The organism is Thermaerobacillus caldiproteolyticus (genome assembly GCF_015326725.1).
GTDB classification, from domain to species: Bacteria; Bacillota; Bacilli; order Bacillales; family Anoxybacillaceae; genus Thermaerobacillus; species Thermaerobacillus caldiproteolyticus.
In genome coordinates this window covers 1,754,018-1,776,512 of sequence record NZ_CP064060.1, presented here as the reverse complement: position 1 = coordinate 1,776,512, position 22,495 = coordinate 1,754,018, and the positions used below count along the sequence as shown (strand labels likewise).

The window sequence follows — 22,495 nt, the reverse complement described above, 5'->3', positions numbered from 1 at the left end:
TGCCTACAGGATGTGGGCAGCTTTTAGACGAAATTGGATACCTTTGTTTTTCTTATTGTCCAGCTTCAGTTCGCAACGCTTTGTGGGAAATAACCTTTTGCCGTTGGAATGCAGGCATTTCTTAGCGGAAGAACACTTTTCGGTCAGCGGTAGGCGCTCGTTTCTGCTTTTCTTAATCAATATCGATGTATTTTCGTTTTTGCGGAAGGCGGATGATTAATCGACCGTCTTCAAATGAAGCTTTAATTTCTTTTTCTGTTACCGGGTAGGGTAAAGGAATAGTGCGCGTAATGTTTTGAGACATTTGCCGTTTTTGATATACATGATTTCCTTCATCGGTGGATTCAATGATTTCGTGATTTTTGACAGTCAAGTGTAAATAGTCATCTGTAAACTCTAGTTGAATTTGATCTCGTTTCACATGAGGAAGATGAGCGGTAATCGTGTAGTCATGTTTCGTTTCATGAACTTCGACTGGGATATACGCGTGTGAGAACGTTTTATGGAAATATTCATCGAGTGTTTCAAACATTTTTTTCAACGGTCGTTCGTCAAAAAATTGATCAATCATTCCCCATAAACGTTGGAAAGGTTCATCATCTTGCTTTTTCTTCATCGGAGGTTGAAAATGATCATTCATCAAGCCTATCTCCTTTCATTACTTGTTTCTTAGTTTAAATGTATGTACTACATGAAAAAAACGTCACTCTAATTTTTTTAGTGAAATTTAATGTATTTTTAAGGTTTTTTGTTTATGATGTAGTTGCAGTTGGTAATCAGAAAGCCGGCATTGCAATATTTGTCAGAGTAATATTTTTAGAAGCACATGTTCATTCTTCAATAATAATGCATCCGACGCTCTATCCATGTTCGACAACTCGATAGACCGGCAACAAAGAGGGAGGAGAACAGGATGCATACCATTCGTCTAATCATTACACTTTTTTTCTCAGGAACTGCTGTATCGTTGTTAGCATATCAGTTTGTGGAAATCGTTCATGCGTTTATTGATTTCATATTGGAACGACATTCGTAAGCAAAATGTGAATTGCTGATCGCGTTAAGCGGTTGGCATTTCTTTTTGATATGATACGGAATAGGAGGGAAAGAAAATGAACAAACGCATTTTAATTATTGAAGATGAAGCAAATTTGGCTCGGTTTATTGAGCTTGATTTAACCCATGAAGGGTATGAAGTATGCGTGAGTCATGATGGCAGGGAAGGATTGGAGATGGCGTTGTCGGAGGATTGGGGACTCATCCTATTAGATTTAATGCTTCCGAATTTAAATGGAATGGAAGTGTGCCGCCGGGTGCGGTCAGTGAAACAAACTCCGATTATTATGATTACAGCAAGAGATAGCGTATTCGACCGTGTTATGGGATTAGATAGCGGTGCGGATGACTATATTGTCAAGCCATTTGCAATTGAAGAATTATTGGCGCGAATTCGCGCTTTATTCCGTCGCGTCCAACTTCCTTCTGAAGGTGAACAAATATTAACGTTCAAAGACCTTACCGTTGACTTGAATGCACGCACGGTTAAAAAAGGAGACGAAATCATTGAATTGACAAAACGAGAATACGATTTGCTTGTGACGTTTTTACAAAATATCAATATTGTTTTGACACGAGATACATTGTTGAACAAAGTATGGGGATTTGATACAGAAGTTGAAACGAACGTCGTCGATGTATATGTCCGTTATTTGCGCCATAAATTAGATGAAAACGATAAGGAAAGTTATATCCAAACAGTACGCGGTGCAGGATATGTGATGCGGCCATGAAACTTTTTCGCATTAAAAACGTCTCTTTAAAATGGAAGCTAACGTTTCTTTCTGCGGCGGCCATTTTTATTATTTATTTTATTTTTACGAGCTTGCAATATGAGATTGTAAAACAATGGTTGCTGAATGAAGAAGAAAAAACAATGAAAAAAACCATCGAAGAAATTGAAACTTATTACGCGGAAAAACGTAATCTATCGTGGAAGGACGTTCGCGAAAGCGGGCAATTACTTGAAAAGTTAAACGAAAAATACCAGACCATCCGCGTTCTTGATGCCAAAGGAAACATCATTGTTTCTGTTTCCAACCATGCATCCGTTTCGCTGTCGCCGACTGCTGCTCCGAAAAGTTTGGAGATTGATTATCATTCTGTCAATGATGAACGATCAATTATTTTACGAAAGCCTTTACATCTTTCGTCCGTCAATGGGACGATTGAGATTGTTCGTCATCTTGCGAAATTTAAACAAATGACAAGAATGTTGTTTCTTATTATGACGTTAATCGGGATAGCGGCAATGATTACGAGCGCCTTCATTGGAATGTTTATTGCCCAGCATTTTGTAGGTCGGCTAAAGGCATTAACAAAAACGATGATGAATATTAAAAATAAAGGGTTTCAACAACGAATTGATATTCCACCTTCAAACGATGAAATGTCTAAATTAATGGTGATGTTCAACGAAATGATGGATGAAATTGAACATTCGTTTCATCAGCAAAAGCAATTTATTCAGGATGCCTCGCATGAGTTGCGAACGCCGATTGCCATTTTAGAAGGACATCTTTCACTGTTAAAACGCTGGGGAAAAAATAACCGCGACATCCTAGAAGAATCGTTAGAGGCTGCTTCCCAAGAGGTTGCCCGGTTAAAAACACTAGCGTTAGAACTTTTAGACTTGTCGCGTGCGGAAGTCATTACAGTTCCTGCGGATATTCCACCGCTCTCTCCGAAAGACGCAGTGGAGCAAACGATAAGAAATTTTCGCGTTTTGTATCCAGCGTTTCAGTTTGTGGTGGACAATTCGTTAGAAGAGACGATATCAATTCGAATGACGAAACATCATTTTGAACAGCTCCTGTTAATTTTACTTGATAATGGGGTGAAGTATTCACAACAGCATAAGCGAATTACCATTCGCTTGAAAGAAGAAGGAAAATATGTATGCATTTCTGTAATCGATCAAGGAATCGGCATTCCTCGTGATGAATTAGAGAAAGTGTTTTTGCGCTTTTATCGCGTCGATAAAGCGCGGAGTCGTGAAAAAGGAGGAGTAGGGCTTGGTCTAGCTATTGCTAAAGAGATCGTTGATAAATACGGTGGACAAATTACGCTTCAAAGCGAAGTCGGAAAAGGAACGACAGTCGAGCTGTTAATTCCAAAAATGTCCTCTCTAACATAACGGAAGGTGAGAAAATATGGATCATTTTCATGAAGAAACCATTGTACAAAAAAAAGACATTCAACATGTCGTCGAAAAATTTCGCAAGAGGGGTATTAAAGTCAGTGCATGCAAACCGAGAATAATGTTGTCTTTATCTTGCTTGACAACACCTGTGACAAAAAGCAATGAATGAAGGAGGGAAAAGGAAAATTTGAACATTCATCAACAAAAAATTATTCCTTCCATCAAAACATTGAAAGACTTTGAAAAGTTTTTGAGCAGCTCATATGCACATGGAGTGTTATTAGAATTACATATTTCACAGCTAAAAAGCGTTTTTCAATACGCGCGCCAATGTGGAAAAAATTTAATCATTCATACCGATTTAATCCAAGGATTAAGCCATGATGAATATGCAGCGGAATATTTATGCCAAGAATTTCAGCCGTGCGGGTTGATTTCAACAAGAGGCAATGTGATTGTAAAAGCAAAACAAAAAAAGGTACTGGCGATTCAACGCATTTTTTTACTTGATTCGCATGCACTTGAGAAAAGTTACCAACTGATTGAAAAGACGCAGCCAGACTGTATCGAAGTCATACCGGGAGCGATGCCGCATATCATTCGGGAAGTAAAGGAACGGACGGGAAAACCGATTTTTGCTGGAGGGTTCATCCGCACTGTAGATGATGTCGAGCGCGCTCTTGAGGCAGGAGCGGTGGCTGTTACGACATCGAATAAAGAATTGTGGAAATACTACGAAATAAACTAGCGAACTTTTTTACTAGGCAAACGTGCTGTTTTCGTTTATAATAAAAGTAAGTTAATAAGTTGTCAGGAGATAAGGAGAGACCATGCATACATGATAAGCGAAGGCTTGTCGTGTTTGTCATGGTCTCTTTTTATCTTTAAAAGGGAGGAGATTTTTCATGGGATCATCATTTTCTAGCGTCCAACGTTATCAGCGTTTAGAGGAGATGAGCCGAGAACGTTACGACATTCTTATTATTGGCGGGGGAATTACCGGTTGTGGGATTGCCTTAGACGCAGTCACAAGAGGCATGAACACAGCGTTAGTCGAGATGCAAGATTTTGCAGCGGGAACATCAAGCCGTTCTACGAAACTTGTACATGGTGGGCTTCGGTATTTAAAACAGCTGGAAGTAAAAATGGTCGCCGAAGTTGGAAAAGAACGGGCGATCGTATATGAAAACGGTCCGCATGTCACCACTCCGGAATGGATGTTACTGCCAATTCATAAAGGTGGAACGTTCGGCAAATGGAGTACATCCATTGGCTTATGGGTGTACGATTATTTAGCGGGCGTGAAAAAAAGTGAGCGCCGCACGATGTTAAGCGCTGAGGAAACATTAAAAAAAGAACCGCTCATTAAAAAGGAAGGTCTCCTTGGAGGTGGCTATTATGTCGAGTATCGTACTGATGATGCCCGCTTGACAATCGAAGTCATCAAAAAAGCCGTCGAACAAGGAGCGCACGCGGTAAACTATGCAAAAGTAGAGGAACTTCTTTACGAAAACGGCAACATCATTGGCGTACGTTGCCGCGATCAAATCATCGGCCGCTCTTACGAAATATATGCGAAAAAAATTGTCAATGCCGCCGGTCCATGGGTTGATACATTACGAGAAAAAGATCGCTCCAAAAACGGAAAAATGCTGCGACTCACAAAAGGGGTTCATATTGTCATTGACCAAAAACGGTTTCCGTTAAAACAGGCCATCTATTTTGATACGCCGGACGGCCGCATGGTGTTTGCCATTCCGCGCGATGGCAAAACGTATGTCGGCACGACCGATACGTTTTACAATGATGATATCGCTCATCCAAAAATGACGTCCGATGATCGTGACTATTTAATTAACGCCATTAACTACATGTTCCCAAGTGTGCATATAGCAGAGAAAGACATTGAATCAAGCTGGGCTGGCGTGCGGCCGCTCATTTATGAAGAGGGAAAAAGTCCATCAGAAATTTCTCGTAAAGATGAAATCTGGCAGTCACCATCAGGGCTCATTACGATTGCAGGAGGAAAATTAACCGGCTATCGCAAAATGGCAGAAACGGTCGTTGATCTTGTTGCCAAGCAATTGGAGAAAGAGGAAGGGAAAACGTTCCGTCCTTGCCAAACGAAACATTTGCCGATTTCCGGGGGAGATGTCGGTGGTTCTCACAATTTGCCGGCCTTTACGGCAAAAAAAGCGGAAGAAGCGGTGCAGTATGGCTTTACGAAAGAGGAAGGGGAACGACTCGCCAAACAATACGGCGCAAACGTCGACCGCTTATTTGCTCTGAGCAAACAGTACGATGCAAACAGCGGGCTTTCCCGCGAGGAATTCGTTCGGCTCGTTTACTCCATTGAAGACGAAATGGTCGTCAAACCGGTCGACTATTTCATTCGCCGCACTGGTGCCCTATTCTTTGATATCGCTTCGGTACGTCGTTGGAAAGAACGCGTCATCGCTTTCATGGCTGATTACTTACAATGGTCCGCCGAGCAAACAACTGTTTATACGAAGGAGCTGGAACAAGCACTGCATGATGCGGTCGTGCCATGCGACCAAAACGGTGTCTAGAATTTCTTAGACACCGTTTTTTATTTTAACTGTTAAGAATATGTGGATGGTAAAAGGTTTCGTATTCTAACCGATGACGGTACTGAATATTCTAGTAATGCAGAGTTAGGCGCTTATGAAAACGAGGATATCAGCTTCTTTTTTCGAGTAAACAGGGAAAATTGTATTTGAGCTTCCATCTCAAACTAAGAAATACAAATTACAAGTTTCTTCTGGTTTAGGTTGATCGGGTGGCGAATATGAAACGATTCAACCTAAGGAAAGAGGGCATAATTACATGCTCTCTTTTTTATAACTGAATAATATTAATTTTATTGTAAAAATCACCTTTTTAGGAGTCACATCCGGGACTAAAGGGGGATTATCGTGGCTATTACATACAACATCGACACAAAAATGTTCCATTTGCAGGCGAAGGATACAAGTTATATTATGCAAACAGTGCATTCAGGATATTTAGCACATCTATACTGGGGAAAAAAGATAAGAACGGCTCATCTATCAAGAAAGTTACGGTTTATAAAGCGCGCCTTTTCTCCCAATCCTGATCCATCAGACCGAACGTTTTCTTTAGATACGTTGCCGCAAGAGTATCCGGCTTACGGCAATACAGACTTTCGCACGCCAGCTTATCAAGTGCAATTGGAAAATGGATCGACCGTATCGGATTTACGATACAAAACGCATCGAATTTATAAAGGAAAGCCGAAATTAGAAGGGCTGCCAGCAACCTATGCGGAAAATGAAAACGAGGCGGAAACGCTAGAAATTTTTTTGGAAGATCGTCTGACACGTTTAAGGGCGATTTTGCTTTATACGGTATATGAGCAGTTGAATGTCATTACACGTTCTGTTCGTTTTGAAAATAAAGGCTCTGAACGTATTAAATTATTGCGGGCGTTAAGCATGAATATCGATTTTTACGATGATAACTTTGATTTTCTGCATCTTTTCGGTGCTCATTGCCGAGAGCGGTATATAGAAAGAAAACCGCTTTTTGTCGGAACGCAATCGATCGAAAGCCGAAGAGGAGCAAGCAGTCATCAACATAACCCATTTATTGCGTTATTAAGAAAGAATGCGAATGAAGACGAAGGTGAAGTATACGGTTTTAATCTCGTGTACAGCGGCAATTTTCTTGCGCAAGTAGAAGTGGATCAATTTCATACAGCGCGTGTGTCGCTAGGGATTAATCCGTTTGATTTTACTTGGTTATTAGAACCGGGTGGATCGTTCCAAACGCCCGAAGTGGTGATGGTCTATTCCGATTGCGGGCTGAATGGAATGTCACAAACGTTCCATCAACTGTATCGAACGCGTTTGGCACGTGGATCGTTTCGTGATAAGGAACGCCCGATTTTAATTAACAACTGGGAAGCAACGTATTTTCATTTTAATGAAGAAAAAATTTTGCAAATTGCTGAAGAAGCGAAAGAATTAGGCATCGAACTGTTTGTATTGGATGACGGGTGGTTTGGTAAGCGAAATAACGACAAAAGCTCGTTAGGAGATTGGATTGTGAACAAAGATAAACTCCCGAATGGGCTAGCGAGTCTTGTGAAAAAAGTTCGTGACATGGGAATGCAGTTTGGCTTATGGTTTGAACCAGAAATGATTTCAGTCGACAGCGAGCTGTACCGCAAACATCCGGACTGGTGCCTTCATGTGCCGAACCGGCCGCGTTCGGAAGGAAGAAATCAGCTTATCTTAGATTTGTCACGCAAGGACGTGTGTGATTATATCATTTGTGCTGTTTCGGATATTTTGGCCAGTGCACCGATTTCATATGTAAAGTGGGATATGAACCGCCATATGACAGAAATCGGTTCTGCCGCTTTACCGCCTGAGAGACAGCGCGAAACGGCTCATCGTTATATGTTAGGGCTGTATCGCGTGATGGAGGAAATTACATCCCGTTTTCCACACGTCTTGTTTGAAAGCTGTTCTGGCGGCGGGGGACGGTTTGATCCAGGCATTCTCTATTATATGCCGCAAACATGGACGAGTGATAATACAGACGCGGTTTCGCGTTTGAAAATTCAGTATGGTACGAGCCTTGTTTACCCAATTATTGCCATGGGAGCTCATGTGTCGGCTGTTCCCAACCATCAAGTTCATCGCATGACCTCACTTGATATTCGTGGGCATGTTGCGATGTCGGGGAATTTTGGCTACGAGCTTGATTTGACGAAGCTAAGCAAGAAAGAAAAGGAAATTGTTAAGCAACAAGTCGCTTTTTATAAAGATATTCGCCGTCTTGTGCAATTCGGAACTTTTTATCGAATAGTAAGTCCGTTTGAAGGAAATGAAGCAGCATGGATGTTTGTATCTGAAGACAAATCAGAAGCGTTCGCTGCTTATTTTCGAGTGCTAGCAGAAGCAAATGCCCCTTTATCTTTCTTGCGGCTCAAAGGACTTGACCCTGACAAAAATTACGAGTTAATGGGTAGCGGAGAAGTATATGGAGGGGATGAACTCATGTACGTGGGACTGAATGTGCCGAAGCGCCACGGCGATTTTATTAGTGTCATCTGGCGATTAAAAGAATATCGCTAATGGAAAAAGACCGGTGTCTAAAATGTAGCTAGACACCGGTTTCTAGTTGAGCAAGCTTTTCTAAAATGCGGCGTTTTCTATACAACATTTTTCCTGTTTTAGCAATATCCTCAATAAAACTTTTATTGAACATTGCTCCAAAGATAATTCCGACAATCGGAACAAATTGAAAGAGCTTTTTCCACCCATATTGATCGCGAAATGTCATGATGACTTCGCGCCATCCTTGAAGTTGGGAAAATACTTGTTGATGGTCGTTGGAGAACGAAGTGAGCTGCTCAAGAATCGCTTTTTTTCCTACGATGTCAGCAGCAGTAAACTGCAAACATTTCACGATAAAAAGCCGCTCTTTTTTTTCTTTCGGATTGTATCCGTAGGCAATCGCAATTTCCTGCAATGTCTTTAGTGCGAGACCAAGGAGTGTCGGAATATCGATGGCGAGCGTAAAAACGCCGCCGATACCGGTAGTCGCACCTTGATATTGGGCAAACGTCACTCGTGACGTAATAATCTCATCACAAACGCGATCCATCGTCTCAAGAGGAGCATGTGCAACCTGTTCGAGCGTTGGAATGGTGCCGTCTTCCTTAAATTTTTCTAAAATATTTTGCTCTTTTACAAGATATTGCCCACCCGTTTGAATATATCCACCAAGTTCATCCAACAACTGTCCGAGCTTTTTATGTACGAAGTTTGGTGTTAATTTATCCAAAATCTTAAATGGCAACCGCCCAATCTTTTCCCAAAACCATAGATCTTTTTGGTCTTGTTCCCATTGGTTGATCTTTTTGAGTTCATCTTTCAGAAATAGTTTTGTTTCCATTCAGCAACCTCCCTTATATATAAAATGGATTGATTAGCTGTCTATTATACGTTTTAAAAAAAGAATTGTTTCAAACTTCATTGATTCTTCATAAAATTTTTACTAAAATATTTACTATAATTGGTGGGTTAGGGGGCATAAAGATGATGGAGCAATTAAAAGAAGATTTTATTGCGTTGTTTGGTGGTGTAAAAGAGAAAGTTCGTATTTTTTTCGCTCCGGGGCGTGTGAATTTAATCGGTGAACATATCGATTATAATGGAGGGTATGTGTTGCCGTGTGCGCTGCAAATAGGCACGTATGCGCTTGTGCGAAAAACGGGGAATCCATTCATTCGGTTTTACTCTAAAAATTTTCCCGAAGAAGGTGTGATTACTGTTTCGTATGAGGACTTATCGTATCATGTAAAACATGGATGGGCGAATTATCCAAAAGGGATCATCACTGCATTTCAATCATTTTGTCCTATCCATATGGGATTAGATATTTTGTATTACGGGAATATTCCGAATGGGGCAGGATTGTCATCTTCGGCTTCCATCGAGCTTGTAACCGCTGTTATGTTGAATGAAGTATTTGAGCAAAACATTGACATGATAGATCTTGTGAAATTAAGTCAAAAGGTAGAAAATGAATATATCGGCGTTAATTGCGGCATCATGGATCAATTCACGGTAGGAATGGGCAAGTTGGACCATGCGATACTATTAAACTGCCAAACATTAGAGTATCGCTATTTACCTTTAGAAATGACCGATTGCTCGATTGTCATTGCAAATACGAATAAAAAGAGGGGATTAGCGGACTCCGCTTACAATGAAAGGAGAGCGACATGTGAAGCTGCCCTTTTGAAATTACGGCAACATGTGAACATTGAGTCACTCGGCGATTTGACAAGCAAACAACTCGAGCAATACGAACATCTTCTTTCTCCGGTGGAGAAAAAACGTGTTCGACATGCAGTGACCGAAAATGAACGAACAAAGCAAGCGACTAACGCTTTAGAGCAAGGCGATTTATTCCGTTTCGGCGAATTAATGAAGCAATCCCATATTTCGTTGCGCGACGATTATGAAGTGACAGGAACAGAACTTGACACCCTTGTCGAAGCGGCATGGAAACATGAAGGGACCATTGGGGCCCGAATGACGGGGGCAGGATTTGGTGGCTGTACAGTGAACATTGTGAAGGATGAATATATCCCTTCTTTCATTGAGCAGGTCGGACGCGAGTATACGCAAAAAAGCGGATATGAAGCTAGTTTTTACGTCGTAAAAATTGGCGATGGAGCCAGAGAGATCACAGAAGAAAAGGAGATGAGATTATGATTCTTGTTTGCGGCGGTGCTGGCTATATTGGCAGTCATGCCGTTTATCGTTTAATCGAAAAAGGGGAAAAGGTGGTTGTTGTTGATAATTTGCAAACAGGGCACCGAGAAGCTGTTCATCCGGAAGCAATGTTTTACCAAGGTGATATTCGCGACCGCACTTTTTTAAGAGAAGTGTTTCAAAAACACGACATCGATACAGTTATTCACTTTGCGGCGAACTCTCTTGTTGGCGAAAGCATGCAAGAGCCGCTTAAATATTATGATAACAACGTATATGGTACACAGATTTTATTAGAAGTAATGAACGAATTTGGCGTTAAACAAATTGTTTTTTCGTCGACAGCAGCCGTCTATGGGGAGCCGAAACAAATTCCAATTGTCGAAACAGATCCAACTACTCCAACAAACACGTATGGAGAAACGAAATTAGCGATGGAAAAAATGATGAAATGGGTCAATCGTGCTTACGGAATCCGCTATATTTCGTTGCGTTATTTTAACGTCGCCGGGGCTTATGGCACAGTGATTGGCGAAGACCATGACCCGGAAACGCATTTAATTCCATTGATTTTAAAAGTGCCGCTTGGACAGCGAGAAGAGATTCATATTTTTGGGGACGATTACGACACGCATGATGGAACGTGCATTCGTGATTATATTCATGTCCTCGATTTAGTCGATGCTCACATTCTGGCTGTAGAAAAATTACGGAGCGGGTCGGAAAGTAACATCTACAATTTAGGAAACGGTAATGGATTTACTGTTAAAGAAGTGATTGAAGCGGCACGAGTTGTCACAGGGCATCCAATTCCTGCCCGGGTGATGGCACGGCGTCCGGGTGACCCAGCAAAGCTTGTCGCTTCTTCGGAAAAGGCAAAACGTGAGCTCGGCTGGGAACCAAAATATCCAAACATTACAGACATTGTCGCCTCCGCATGGGAATGGCATCAGGCAAAACCAAACGGATATCGAGGTGCTTGATGTTGGTCAACATTTACGAAGAGATTGAAAAGCTAGTTCAATACGGAATCGCCAACGGATTGCTTTATCCGGAAGATGCCATTTATACTCGGAACCGTTTGCTAGCTACGTTAAAGATTGAGGATTGGAAACCGGTAGAGGTTGAGATTCAAGAGAATCTCTCCTCTCCTTCTCCAGTTTTAGCAAATATAGTAGATTGGGCATACGAAAACGGTCGACTACAGACAAATACGACAACCGAACGGGATATATGGGACGCGAAGCTGATGAATTGTTTAATGCCGCGTCCATCGGAAGTTATTCGCGAATTTTACGGACGGTATGTTAAACGACCGGAAATGGCGACAGACTGGTTTTATTCGCTCAGCAAAGCTTCAAACTATATTCATGTGGATCGAATTGCGAAAAATAAAAAATGGAAAGCAATGACGAACTATGGAGAAATCGATATTACGATTAATCTATCAAAACCGGAAAAAGATCCAAAAGAGATTGCAAAATTAAAAGATTTGCAGGCATCGACATATCCAATGTGCGTGCTTTGCGCGGAAAATGAAGGATATGAAGGGACGTGGCGCCATCCGGCTCGCTCCAACCATCGCGTCATCCCGATCACGTTATTAGATGAACCATGGTGTTTTCAGTACTCTCCGTATGTATACTATGACGAACATTGTATTGTATTTAGCCGCGACCACGTCCCGATGAAAATGGAGCGAAACACATTTGCGCGATTGCTTGCGTTTATCGAAAAATTTCCGCACTATTTTATTGGCTCCAACGCTGATTTACCGATTGTTGGCGGCTCGATTTTGGTGCACGATCACTTTCAAGGCGGAAAATATACGTTTGCGATTGAACGAGCTGAAATGGAGGAAGAATTTGATTTGCCTTCCTATCCCTCATTGACCGCTGGAATCGTTCGTTGGCCAATGTCGGTGATTCGCGTTCGTGGCAGAAAAGAGGAAGTGCTCGAAGTAACGGATTTAATTTACCGTACATGGAAAGCATATAGCGACCCGTCTGTTGATATATACGCCCAAAGCGGCGATACCCCGCATAATACGGTAACACCTATCGCTAGACGACGCGGGAAGCTATTTGAAATGGACGTCGTCTTACGCAATAACCGGACATCGGAGGAGCATCCATACGGCATTTTCCATCCTCATGCAGAATTGCATCATGTTAAAAAAGAAAATATCGGTTTAATTGAAGTTATGGGGCTTGCGGTGCTGCCGGGAAGACTTGCAACGGAACTAGAAACATTAGCCGAGTATCTCGTGCAAAAAACGAGAAAAGAAGACTGGGCCCCCTCGCTTCTCAAACATTGGGACTGGTATGAAGAAATATCCGATACGTACCCTTCGATTACTGCAGAAAATGTGTCAGGCATTCTTCAGCATGAAGTAGGAGAACGCTTTATAACCGTATTAGAGCACGCTGGTGTTTTTAAGCAGACAGAGAAAGGAAAAAAAGCGTTTCGCGCTTTTTGTCAGAAAGTGAGGGAGAACTGTCTTGATGAACGACATACTTAGGGGTTGGGAAAACACAAGGTGGCTATCGGAGTGATCACAATCTTGCGCTCGAACCATGTACCGTAATCTATATGATCATTTATACGTCGCTGATGCGATTCGGAAAGCTGCTTTTGTCGAAGCAAAACGGGCGGCTCCACATCGGGATAAGAGGAGAATGAAGAGAAATTACGCCATTTGCATCTAAAATATTTGAAAAGGTTTGTGACGATCAATAATTGGCAACCAAAATCATAAAAGCGTTGAAGAGCATAGGACTGACATTTCAAGAAGAAATGTAATGGTTCAAATGACATCTAGGAACTAAAAAGCGTAAAGGAAGTGAAATGTTTTTCATCGATGGCAACATTAAAAGAAATCGCAGAAAAAGCAGGTGTATCCGTAGCGACCGTATCACGTGTCTTGAATTATGATACGACTTTGTCGGTATCAGACGAAACAAGAAAACGAATTTTTGAGGTAGCCCAAGAATTGAACTATAAAACATTGCGGGAGCGCAATCAACAGACAGCAAAGGACCGATTACGATTTGGTCTTGTTCATTGGTATTCTGAGCTACAAGAATTAGGAGATCCTTATTACATGGCTATTCGTCTCGGGGTTGAGAAAGAATGTTTTCACCGTCAAATTGAGCTTGTCAAGCTGTTTAAACAAAATGATTCCTATCATTCTGAATGGCTAACTGCTCTTGATGGCATTATCGCGATTGGAAAGTTTGGTCCAAAAGATATCGAAGTGTTTACGTCTAGTACGAAGCATATTGTATTTGTTGATTTTTCACCCGATGAAGAGCAATTTGATTCTGTTGTTGTTGACTTTCGCCAATCTGTGCTGGAAGTATTAGACTATCTCATCGAGCTTGGTCACGAGAAGATTGGTTATATTGGCGGGCGTGAATATGTAGATGGAGAAAGTCTCATCAAAGATGAACGCGAAGCGACCTTTTACGAATATTTGTATTTAAAAGGAATGTATGACCCGCAACATGTATTTACCGGCCATTTTACTGCTGAGGATGGATACCGCTTGATGAAACAAGCCATTTCTCATGGCGCGTTGCCAACCGCCTTTTTTATCGCGAGTGATTCCATGGCGATTGGGGCCTTACGGGCGCTCCATGAAGCAAAAATTAGGATTCCGGATGATGTGTCAATTGTTGGCTTTAATGATATCCCAACGTCTAAATTTATGCAACCTTCATTAACGACCGTGAAAGTATATACGGAATTTATGGGAGAGACAGCGGTGGAATTGTTAGTCGAACGGCTAACGACAAAGCGGCATATTTCAAAAAAAGTCGTCGTTCCAACAAAGCTCATCATTCGCGAAAGCAGCCATGTTCGCTGAAAATCTATGACGAAATAGAAAAAAAGGTGGAACATAGAGATGCCAATGTTCCACCTTTTGTATTTCTATCCGCTTGATAGAGGCACTTTTCATGGAAACAGCCACAAGGATGGACAACCCGTTACTTAATGTCGTTTGAAGAGGGAGTTTCAAGCGCTTTGTATGTAGTTGTTAAACTCAAAAGCATTTGCAGTATCGAAAATCGGCAACTTCGTTTGAAGAAACGAATTAATGGAACTCAATATCGACGTGCTTTTTCTGATCGGACATCATTTTTGGAATATGAATATCAAGTACGCCATTTTTATAAGTGGCTTTAATGTTATCAGCCGTGGCATCCGATGGTAATGTAATCGAGCGCTGGAAGCGACCGAAAAAGCGCTCGCGGCGATGCATTTGTTCTTCTTTAATATGTTGATTCCGCTGAATCGTGCCGCTAATGGTCAATACATGATTGTGAACATCGATATGAACATCCTCTTTTCGCTCAAGTCCTGGAATATCACAGGAAACGATATATTCACTCTCTGTTTCATGCATATCAATGCGCGGCATTCCCATATGTTCGTCCATATGTGCGAACAAAGATGGGAATTCATTTGAGAAAAAACGATTAAAATCTCGTCTCATTGTTTCTAAATAGCGAAACGGATCGTAAGGAATCAAAGACATAAAAATCCCTCCTTGACATCATTTCGCTACATAGTCTGTTCAAATGTCATTGTTTTATGCGAAACAAATCAAACAGGAAAATGAAAAGGGAAAATCCCTTCTGGAGTTGTTATTGCTGATGGTTTAAATGAACAAAAAACGAATTTACATCAGTCTGGAATTATAAGAGGTAGATATAAGTGTCCTGAAATCTGGCGATTAGGTCATAAGATAACTGTATGCGTCGGAAGCAGAAAATACAGAAACAATGTTATTTTGATTTATACCAACAGGAACACAAACAAGGAAAGAGAAGGAGCTTATCAGATATGATCAAGATGGAAATGACGGTTGGTGTTTGACGATAGATCTATCCAATCGATGGTTACATTCTCATCTGCATATGGTGATAGGGGATGATCCGGTTGCCAATACGGATCATAAACGTTGTAACAAAATGAAGACAAAAGAAGGTAAGCTCCGAATTGGCTTACCTTCTACAGGGCTATTCGTTCCATAATATCTATATGAAGCTGAATTAGTGCCAGTTTTTCCGTTTCAGTTAGAGAGGACATGATAACCCTTTTAACAGCATAATAAAATTTCACTTCGGGAGATTGGCGGACGCGAGGATGAGTCATTTCATCGCGCAATTCTTTTTCAATCGCCTCATAAAGAAGAGATTTACAGCTTTCCTCCGTTAGTTCTGCTTTTGTTAAAGAACGGTTCGACCACAATGTTCGATATGCTTCGAATAGTTGAATAAACGAAAGCCCCATACCATTCATTCCTTTCTTATCTATACTTAGTATTGTTTTTTAGTTAAAAGATTTACTAAAGTTCGCTAAACGAGAACACATTATTATTAGTTGATGAGGGAATCGACGAAATAAAAGAAAGAATTGAAAGCCCTTTTTCGACGTTTAACAAGCTAAGATACAAGAGTGAGAAATTTACTTAATTATTTAATAATAATAGCAAAAACTAATGGAAGTGCACATTTTTTAATCATGAACAAAAACTCCTGAAAAATATATTGACAAAAAAATAATAAAACTATAAAATGAAATGCGTCGTTAATAAAATGATCGCAGATGTCTTTGAATCATTAAACGTCATACAGTTAAAGAAATTATATTGACAATGCAATTCGTTTGTTTATAATAGTACTTACGGAAAGGGCTCATGGACTTTGATATATCTTGAATTCCGTTATGGTTCTTCATGAACATCATATAGTCATGATGATTGGATTTTATTTGCGGAAGTAGTTCAGTGGTAGAACACCACCTTGCCAAGGTGGGGGTCGCGGGTTCGAGTCCCGTCTTCCGCTCCATGGAAATCATGCGCTCGTAGCTCAATTGGATAGAGCATCTGACTACGGATCAGAAGGTTAGGGGTTCGAATCCTCTCGAGCGCGCCATTTATTCATTGGAGCGGGAAGTAGCTCAGCTTGGTAGAGCACATGGTTCGGGTCCATGAGGTCGCAGGTTCAAATCCTGTCTTCCCGACCAGCCAACGAGGGGCCTTAGCTCAGCTGGGAGAGCGCCTGCTTTGCACGCAGGAGGTCATCGGTTCGATCCCGATAGGCTCCACTCATATTGGAGGAGTACCCAAGGCTGGCTGAAGGGGTCGGTTTCGAAAACCGATAGGGGTGTCAAAGCCCGCGGGGGTTCGAATCCCTCCTCCTCCGCCATACATACTTTACTTATCAATAAATAGTATACATATATATTCGATTGATAAAGCGATACTTAAGTAAATTTGTAAGTTGTCCTGATAATCTTTCCTTCTCTGATTGTTTAGAAGAGAAAAGGGGAATAAGTAAATTTCCTTGCAGCGCACTACTCGAATTGATAATTGAGAGGCTATCTGTGAGTAGGGCGAAGGAATTCAGAGTGAAAATGGATAAGATTTTCATATTTTAATGTGGCTCGATAGCTCAGTCGGTAGAGCAAAGGACTGAAAATCCTTGTGTCGGCGGTTCGATTCCGTCTCGAGCCATCTTTTTATAGGGAGGGGTAGCGAAGTGGCCAAACGCGGCGGACTGTAAATCCGCTCCCAGTGGGTTCGGCGGTTCGAATCCGTCCCCCTCCACCATGTTTAGGGGCATAGTTTAATGGTAGAACAGAGGTCTCCAAAACCTCCGGTGTGGGTTCGATTCCTACTGCCCCTGTAAATGGCGGCTATGGCGAAGTGGTTAACGCACCAGATTGTGGCTCTGGCATGCGTGGGTTCGATTCCCACTAGTCGCCTTATTTGTATATTATTTTATAAAATGTTTTTTGTAATCTATACTTAAAGAATTGTTCATATCATAACGTTTTGTTATTGATACATCAATGTCAGATGATTTCCACAATTTCCTTATAGAAATTCAGGGGAATAATTCTGCGGTATGAATTGTAACAGCTAGAACCGATTCATTGTCGAAATTATTTCGTGGATTTCCTTCAGAAATCCCCAAAATAATTTCTGCGGTGCCAATTCACGAAGTTAGTTCTGAGATGTTTATTCATGATGGTTAATCATTGGGCTATAGCCAAGCGGTAAGGCAACGGACTTTGACTCCGTGATGCGCTGGTTCGAATCCAGCTAGCCCAGCCAAATTGCGGAAGTAGTTCAGTGGTAGAACACCACCTTGCCAAGGTGGGGGTCGCGGGTTCGAGTCCCGTCTTCCGCTTAGATGGCGGCATAGCCAAGTGGTAAGGCAGAGGTCTGCAAAACCTTTACCCCCGGTTCGAATCCGGGTGCCGCCTCCAATGTGCGGGTGTAGTTTAGTGGCAAAACTTCAGCTTCCCAAGCTGACGTCGTGGGTTCGATTCCCATCACCCGCTTTTTTATGGGCCTATAGCTCAGCTGGTTAGAGCGCACGCCTGATAAGCGTGAGGTCGGTGGTTCAAGTCCACTTAGGCCCACCATACTCTGTATTGTTTCTCCGAATTGTGCTTTCTTTGGTTCGGAAGGATATGTCGTGCTTGAGTAAGCATTGGGAAAGCAGCTTCAGCGTACCGTACGAATGGAATTTTGGATCAATGTGTTGAGTGCAGGGCGGAGAAAAAATATCTTAAATATTGTGTCCCAGTAGCTCAGCTGGATAGAGCAGCGGCCTTCTAAGCCGTCGGTCGGGAGTTCGAATCTCTCCTGGGACGTTAAAAAATGGGGCAGGCTCAAAATGGTCTTGCCCCCTATCAAGTAAGCAGAATAACGGAAAGTTTATGCAACCTTTCTCCGATATTCCATTGGGGAAAGGTTGTTTCATTTCTTTTGGGCTGTTCTTTGTTATAAAATTGGATGTATTTATGAACGGCTTTTTGACTTCCCATGCCTGTTGGGAAGTCATATTGCTCAAAGCATTCGGATGTTTCTAAACGAATAAGTTTTTGTCACTTAATGAATTCTTTCGAGCTCTTCTTTTTCGTTTCCCTTTGGAGGTTGTAGTCCTTCTGCCTCTTCTTGAAGGGATTGGTTGCCCCATCTTTCGCAATATTGAATTATATACATGGTCGTGATCGAAAATCATACTCTGGCTCCAGCCTTCAGATACTTTTGGGCCATTTTTAATTTTGAAAAAATCGACAGCACAGCCTTTTCTGTTTCCTGTCTATTGCACGAGTCAGTTCCAATTTAAGACTATAATAACAAAACATAAGTTCTATTCTTTTTTCTCAAAAGTGCTATAATAAGTAAAGAATATCAGAAAGGGGGCTTAGGGATGGAAGTATCAAGAATCAGCCCAGAAGGACAAGAGACTGAAATCCGTGCACTCTATCAACAGTTATTGGATGGATGGAACAAGCGTAGTGCAGATGCTATGGCTGAACCGTTTGCGGAGGATGGTGAACTCATCGGATTTGATGGGAGCCAGGTAATAGGGAAGACAGAGATCGTTGCACATCTTCAACCAATCTTTGCCGACCACCCTACTCCCGTCTACGTAGGCAAAGTTCGAAATGTGCGCTTTTTGGGTCCTGAAGTTGCCGTCCTACGCGCGATTGCAGGCATGGTGCCGCGCGGACAGTCAGACATTGATCCCAAACTTAACACGCATCATACACTCGTTACTGTGAAGCGGGAGGGTAAGTGGTACATTGAGCTCTTTCAGAATACCCCAGCTCAGTTTCACGGAAGACCGGAGTTGGTTCAAAAGATGACAGAAGAGTTACAGCAGTTGCTATAATGTAGGTCATGGTAACGAAATTATGTTTAAAATATGAACTTCCATCACTCATTCGTGATGGAAGCCTTCGTTCAGTATACTGTTAAATTTGTTTTGCATTGGTATTTGGTCCAAAAAGAGCTAATAGTACAGCACAAGCTAACCAACAACCTCCAATAAATAAAAAGACACTCACATAGCCTAAATGTATAGCAATAAAGCCTACAATTAAAGAACCAAATATATTGGAAAAACGACCAAGCCCGTAAGCTAAGCCGCTCCCGGAAGAGCGATATTCTGTTGAATATGGTTCAGAGGTATAAGCATATAAATTTGATGTGAAAACACGTTCCGTGACATTCACAATGAAGCCGAAGACGATAATGATTAGTGGAATAAATGTCATGCCGTACAACAATCCTGCCATAGCTGTCAGGAATGCACTAACAGCTAAAATCCACTTGCGTTGAAATTTTTCTGAGATCATCGATCCGATAAGGGCTCCTAACGGGGCACCAATAGACTGTAAAACGTTATACCACAGCGTTTTTTCAATGGTAACACCGTTACTTTTTAACAGGCTGGGAACCCATGATGCAAATCCGTAAAATCCAAACGTTTCAAATATCCATACCCCAGCCAATACTAATGTGATCTTAAGATTTCTTCCTTTAAATAATCCTAAATAGCCCGCCTTTTGAATCGTTTTGACAGGCATTGGTTCTTTGGGGATAGGGAGTGCGCCTTTTTCCTGTTCAACGCGTTGCTCAATCCGTCTCATAATTGCATTGGCTTTATCAAATTCTCCACGATTTTCGTGCCAGCGTGGCGACTCTTCCAAATGACGAGAGAAAAGAGAATAAATCATTCCAACTGCCCCCCACACAAACACAAGTCTCCATCCCCAAGGTCCTAACGGAATGACTAATGCGGACACGACATTTGTGATAGGTACACCAATTAAACCAACCATCGCACAAAAAGAAATGTATTTTCCACGTACGTGGGTAGGAAAAAACTCTGCTAAATAGCTATTTGTAACAATCATGGCAGCTGCTACTCCAACTCCTGTAAGGAATCGAAACACGATCAATGACGGTACATTCCATGCAAGAGCATTTAACATAGATGATATAGAAAATAATAGTACAAACCAAGATAATGCCTTCTTTCGTCCGATCCGATCTGATACCCATCCACCTAAAGAAGCTCCTAAAAACATCCCCAAGAAAGAGAAAGCTGTTACGTTTGCAATGGTTTTTAAACTGATGCCCCACTGATCGATAAGAGCAGGTGCAACATTACTTAACGTAAACAAATCAGCAAGATCAAAGAAATAGACAATACAGAGAGCAAATAGTACTTGGTAATGTACACGTGAAATAGGAAGGCGATCTAACCGATTTGCTACATTGGAAAACTCTCGATTGTGAGTATGTACTTGTTTAATGCTAGTATTGACCTGCATAAATACATCAACTCCTTCTTTTTTTGAAAGCACTTTCAAAATTTCGTGTTATAAACTGTTAAAAAGGATAATATAGCAGAATTATACAATTATAACACTTAATATTCAATATATTCACAAAATTACAGTTATTATATCAAGAGGTGAAATAGTATTTAATTTAATATATTACACTCATAAGGACCACACAATCACAAAAGCACCCTTGATTTTGTATTGCCATTATCACCTTGGATTTTTTACTCTTAGCTATATTCTCATCTAACCACACTTTTATAAGAGTGAGTGTATGGTCATAACCATAGATTTTTATCTTCTGCTCTAAATATGTATCTAGTGACTCTAATTGTTCTGAGGACATACTCAGTCCTTGACGCTGCTTACCATACTCCTCTAATCTTTCTTCTTCCTCCCAGTTTTATAACCTTTTGTAGGAAGGATATGGTAGGTTTATAATTTAACAGATATTCTTCTCCTTATGATAATAAGTTCCAGGCTAAATTTTGATTCTACATATGTCTTGAAACCTTTTCGTGCATTGAAAAGATAAAGGATTGCTTTTTTAGCCGGCGCTCTTCTCTGATAAGAACCTTGCATCGCTAATTTTTGATATTCTACAAGTTCTTTCTGTAATTCTTTTAAACTACTCATTCTAATTATTCCTCTAGACGATATGAACACCGAAAGTATCTTTGATTCATTTTACGGTTCTAGTACAAACCTCATTTTTTAAAAAGGCTCTGTTCAATTAAACTGTTGATATTTGACTTTTACGAACGTTAGTTCTAAAACGCTGATAAGAATATATGTTCGGAGGTGTTTGTTGTGAATGTATCTGATATTATTCGTGAGATTCAAAAACTACCGTCTGCTGATAAAGAACGTGTTTTAAATCACTTTAAATATTTGTTAATGCCAATGCACGATACAAGACCAATCTTTCAAGAAGTTACAGAGCGTAAAGCAAAAGAAGGGCTTTGTTGTATTCATTGTAGCGAAAAAAATGTCGTTCGCTTCGGAAAATTTGAAGTAAACAATGGACTAGCAAAAATCAAACGTCAACGTTATCGTTGCAAAGATTGCAAAAAGACATTCACTGAAACGAACAAAACACCTATTTACTGAGCAAAGAAAGTCAATCGTTGGTTAGAATTTATTGAGTGTATGTTAAACGGATTAAGCCTTCGAGAATCGGCTAAAAAACTGAAAGACATTACACATACAACACTGTTCTATTGGCGACATAAAATCCTGCCTGCTATTGCTCAAATTGATGTTGCTTCCTTTGAAGGCATTGTTGAAATGGATGAAACATACTTCCTTTATTCAGAGAAAGGAAGTCGTTCTATTCAAGGTCGTAAGCCTCGCAAACGTGGTGGAACATCGCAATTTAGAGGGATTAGTCATGAACAAGTTTGTGTCTTAGTAGCCCGTGACCGAACGAAAAATACTTTCGTTAGGTTACTTGGTCGTGGGCGTATTCAGAAAACACAATTAGATAATGCTATTGGTCATAAACTAAATGATACGACTGTGCTGCTATGTACAGATGCTTGGCGAGCGTTTAAAGCCTATGCAAATGAAAAAGGTCTTACTCACTATCGTTTCAAAACGGGAAAAGAACGCACAAAGGGAATCTACCATATCCAAAACGTGAACAACTATCATCAACGATTGAAACAATGGATACAACGATTTAAGGATGTTGCAACAAAATATCTGCAACACTATTTGGCATACTTTAATTTCTTGGATAAGATTGCATTTGATACAGATGAACGTAGTATTCGCATTTGCAGTAGAGAGTTGTCTATATCCAATCAATGAAAAAAATACAACAATTCCTTTAAGAACAATTCCAGCATAAAAGGGT

General features: G+C 40.9%; 18 protein-coding genes, 15 tRNA genes and 1 pseudogene. 27 read left to right on the top strand and 7 right to left on the bottom strand.

Going from position 1 to position 22,495, the window contains the following annotated elements; translation table 11 throughout:
• Positions 1-172: 172 nt before the first annotated feature.
• Positions 173-640: an Hsp20/alpha crystallin family protein gene (locus ISX45_RS08750; protein WP_181555946.1), complete on the bottom strand. Its 468-nt coding sequence runs from the start codon at positions 638-640 to the stop codon at positions 173-175.
• A gap of 273 nt (positions 641-913) precedes the next feature.
• Here ISX45_RS08750 and ISX45_RS19920 point away from each other — a divergent pair, with 273 nt between their 5' ends.
• The 6 genes from ISX45_RS19920 (at position 914) to ISX45_RS08725 (ending at position 8,325) form a co-directional block, all read left to right on the top strand.
• Positions 914-1,036, top strand: a complete 123-nt coding sequence (locus tag ISX45_RS19920; RefSeq protein ID WP_258561041.1) for a hypothetical protein — start codon at positions 914-916, stop codon at positions 1,034-1,036.
• 76 nt (positions 1,037-1,112) lie between these two features.
• Complete coding sequence (locus ISX45_RS08745) at positions 1,113-1,790, top strand: response regulator transcription factor (protein ID WP_181555947.1); 678 nt, start codon at positions 1,113-1,115, stop codon at positions 1,788-1,790.
• Positions 1,787-3,193 carry a sensor histidine kinase gene (locus ISX45_RS08740; RefSeq protein ID WP_194520532.1) on the top strand — a complete coding sequence of 469 codons (1,407 nt, stop codon included), beginning with the start codon at positions 1,787-1,789 and terminating at the stop codon, positions 3,191-3,193. The genes ISX45_RS08745 and ISX45_RS08740 overlap by 4 nt, the downstream gene beginning before the upstream one ends.
• Before the next feature lie 193 nt (positions 3,194-3,386).
• Entirely contained in the window at positions 3,387-3,947 is a 561-nt protein-coding gene (locus tag ISX45_RS08735) for a glycerol-3-phosphate responsive antiterminator (protein ID WP_194520531.1), read from the top strand.
• Positions 3,948-4,104: 157 nt separating this feature from the next.
• Complete coding sequence (locus tag ISX45_RS08730; RefSeq protein ID WP_194520530.1) at positions 4,105-5,769, top strand: glycerol-3-phosphate dehydrogenase/oxidase; 1,665 nt, start codon at positions 4,105-4,107, stop codon at positions 5,767-5,769.
• Positions 5,770-6,135: 366 nt separating this feature from the next.
• Positions 6,136-8,325 (top strand): alpha-galactosidase, encoded by a 2,190-nt coding sequence (locus ISX45_RS08725; RefSeq protein WP_194520529.1) that lies wholly within the window; start codon positions 6,136-6,138, stop codon positions 8,323-8,325.
• A 28-nt stretch (positions 8,326-8,353) separates the two neighbouring features.
• Here the strand turns inward: ISX45_RS08725 and ISX45_RS08720 are convergent, their stop codons facing one another.
• Positions 8,354-9,148 carry an EcsC family protein gene (locus tag ISX45_RS08720; RefSeq protein WP_181555952.1) on the bottom strand — a complete coding sequence of 265 codons (795 nt, stop codon included), beginning with the start codon at positions 9,146-9,148 and terminating at the stop codon, positions 8,354-8,356.
• A 143-nt stretch (positions 9,149-9,291) separates the two neighbouring features.
• Here ISX45_RS08720 and ISX45_RS08715 point away from each other — a divergent pair, with 143 nt between their 5' ends.
• The 4 genes from ISX45_RS08715 (at position 9,292) to ISX45_RS08700 (ending at position 14,344) form a co-directional block, all read left to right on the top strand.
• Complete coding sequence (locus ISX45_RS08715) at positions 9,292-10,476, top strand: galactokinase (protein WP_194520528.1); 1,185 nt, start codon at positions 9,292-9,294, stop codon at positions 10,474-10,476.
• Positions 10,473-11,459: a UDP-glucose 4-epimerase GalE gene (galE, locus tag ISX45_RS08710; protein ID WP_194520527.1), complete on the top strand. Its 987-nt coding sequence runs from the start codon at positions 10,473-10,475 to the stop codon at positions 11,457-11,459. Before ISX45_RS08715 ends, galE begins: the two co-directional genes overlap by 4 nt.
• A gap of 2 nt (positions 11,460-11,461) precedes the next feature.
• Positions 11,462-12,997, top strand: coding sequence for a UDP-glucose--hexose-1-phosphate uridylyltransferase (gene galT / locus ISX45_RS08705; protein WP_194520664.1), 1,536 nt, complete (start codon positions 11,462-11,464; stop codon positions 12,995-12,997).
• A gap of 339 nt (positions 12,998-13,336) precedes the next feature.
• Positions 13,337-14,344: a LacI family DNA-binding transcriptional regulator gene (locus ISX45_RS08700; protein WP_194520526.1), complete on the top strand. Its 1,008-nt coding sequence runs from the start codon at positions 13,337-13,339 to the stop codon at positions 14,342-14,344.
• A 228-nt stretch (positions 14,345-14,572) separates the two neighbouring features.
• Here ISX45_RS08700 and ISX45_RS08695 read toward each other — a convergent pair whose 3' ends face one another.
• Both ISX45_RS08695 and ISX45_RS08690 read right to left on the bottom strand, forming a co-directional pair.
• Entirely contained in the window at positions 14,573-15,016 is a 444-nt protein-coding gene (locus ISX45_RS08695; RefSeq protein WP_181555956.1) for an Hsp20/alpha crystallin family protein, read from the bottom strand.
• A 476-nt stretch (positions 15,017-15,492) separates the two neighbouring features.
• Complete coding sequence (locus ISX45_RS08690; protein WP_194520525.1) at positions 15,493-15,774, bottom strand: hypothetical protein; 282 nt, start codon at positions 15,772-15,774, stop codon at positions 15,493-15,495.
• A gap of 482 nt (positions 15,775-16,256) precedes the next feature.
• Between ISX45_RS08690 and ISX45_RS08685 the strand changes: the two genes are divergently transcribed.
• The 16 genes from ISX45_RS08685 (at position 16,257) to ISX45_RS08610 (ending at position 19,175) form a co-directional block, all read left to right on the top strand.
• Positions 16,257-16,331, top strand: a tRNA-Gly gene (locus ISX45_RS08685).
• 10 nt (positions 16,332-16,341) lie between these two features.
• Positions 16,342-16,418 (top strand) — tRNA-Arg (locus ISX45_RS08680).
• A gap of 14 nt (positions 16,419-16,432) precedes the next feature.
• A tRNA-Pro gene (locus ISX45_RS08675) sits at positions 16,433-16,509 on the top strand.
• 8 nt (positions 16,510-16,517) lie between these two features.
• Positions 16,518-16,590: transfer RNA gene (locus ISX45_RS08670), tRNA-Ala, on the top strand.
• Positions 16,591-16,598: 8 nt separating this feature from the next.
• Positions 16,599-16,691: transfer RNA gene (locus tag ISX45_RS08665), tRNA-Ser, on the top strand.
• A gap of 235 nt (positions 16,692-16,926) precedes the next feature.
• Positions 16,927-16,999: transfer RNA gene (locus tag ISX45_RS08660), tRNA-Phe, on the top strand.
• Between the two features lie 11 nt (positions 17,000-17,010).
• Positions 17,011-17,095 (top strand) — tRNA-Tyr (locus ISX45_RS08655).
• A gap of 5 nt (positions 17,096-17,100) precedes the next feature.
• A tRNA-Trp gene (locus ISX45_RS08650) sits at positions 17,101-17,171 on the top strand.
• Positions 17,172-17,177: 6 nt separating this feature from the next.
• Positions 17,178-17,250 (top strand) — tRNA-His (locus ISX45_RS08645).
• 277 nt (positions 17,251-17,527) lie between these two features.
• A tRNA-Gln gene (locus tag ISX45_RS08640) sits at positions 17,528-17,602 on the top strand.
• Positions 17,603-17,606: 4 nt separating this feature from the next.
• Positions 17,607-17,678: transfer RNA gene (locus ISX45_RS08635), tRNA-Gly, on the top strand.
• Between the two features lie 5 nt (positions 17,679-17,683).
• Positions 17,684-17,757 (top strand) — tRNA-Cys (locus ISX45_RS08630).
• A 4-nt stretch (positions 17,758-17,761) separates the two neighbouring features.
• Positions 17,762-17,832 (top strand) — tRNA-Gly (locus tag ISX45_RS08625).
• A 7-nt stretch (positions 17,833-17,839) separates the two neighbouring features.
• A tRNA-Ile gene (locus tag ISX45_RS08620) sits at positions 17,840-17,916 on the top strand.
• A gap of 157 nt (positions 17,917-18,073) precedes the next feature.
• Positions 18,074-18,147: transfer RNA gene (locus tag ISX45_RS08615), tRNA-Arg, on the top strand.
• A gap of 563 nt (positions 18,148-18,710) precedes the next feature.
• Positions 18,711-19,175 carry an SgcJ/EcaC family oxidoreductase gene (locus ISX45_RS08610; protein WP_194520524.1) on the top strand — a complete coding sequence of 155 codons (465 nt, stop codon included), beginning with the start codon at positions 18,711-18,713 and terminating at the stop codon, positions 19,173-19,175.
• Positions 19,176-19,257: 82 nt separating this feature from the next.
• On the opposite strand, the gene ISX45_RS08605 is transcribed toward ISX45_RS08610, so the two are convergent.
• The 3 genes from ISX45_RS08605 to ISX45_RS19615 form a co-directional block, all read right to left on the bottom strand.
• A complete protein-coding gene (locus ISX45_RS08605) occupies positions 19,258-20,622 on the bottom strand; it encodes an MFS transporter (RefSeq protein ID WP_194520523.1) in 1,365 nt (454 codons plus the stop codon).
• Between the two features lie 160 nt (positions 20,623-20,782).
• Complete coding sequence (locus tag ISX45_RS19620; RefSeq protein WP_228485681.1) at positions 20,783-20,983, bottom strand: DUF2695 domain-containing protein; 201 nt, start codon at positions 20,981-20,983, stop codon at positions 20,783-20,785.
• 89 nt (positions 20,984-21,072) lie between these two features.
• Positions 21,073-21,273 carry a hypothetical protein gene (locus ISX45_RS19615; RefSeq protein WP_228485680.1) on the bottom strand — a complete coding sequence of 67 codons (201 nt, stop codon included), beginning with the start codon at positions 21,271-21,273 and terminating at the stop codon, positions 21,073-21,075.
• A 174-nt stretch (positions 21,274-21,447) separates the two neighbouring features.
• On the opposite strand from ISX45_RS19615, the pseudogene ISX45_RS08595 reads away from it, so the two are divergent.
• Positions 21,448-22,489: pseudogene (locus ISX45_RS08595) on the top strand (IS1595 family transposase).
• The last annotated feature ends 6 nt before the right edge of the window (positions 22,490-22,495 follow it).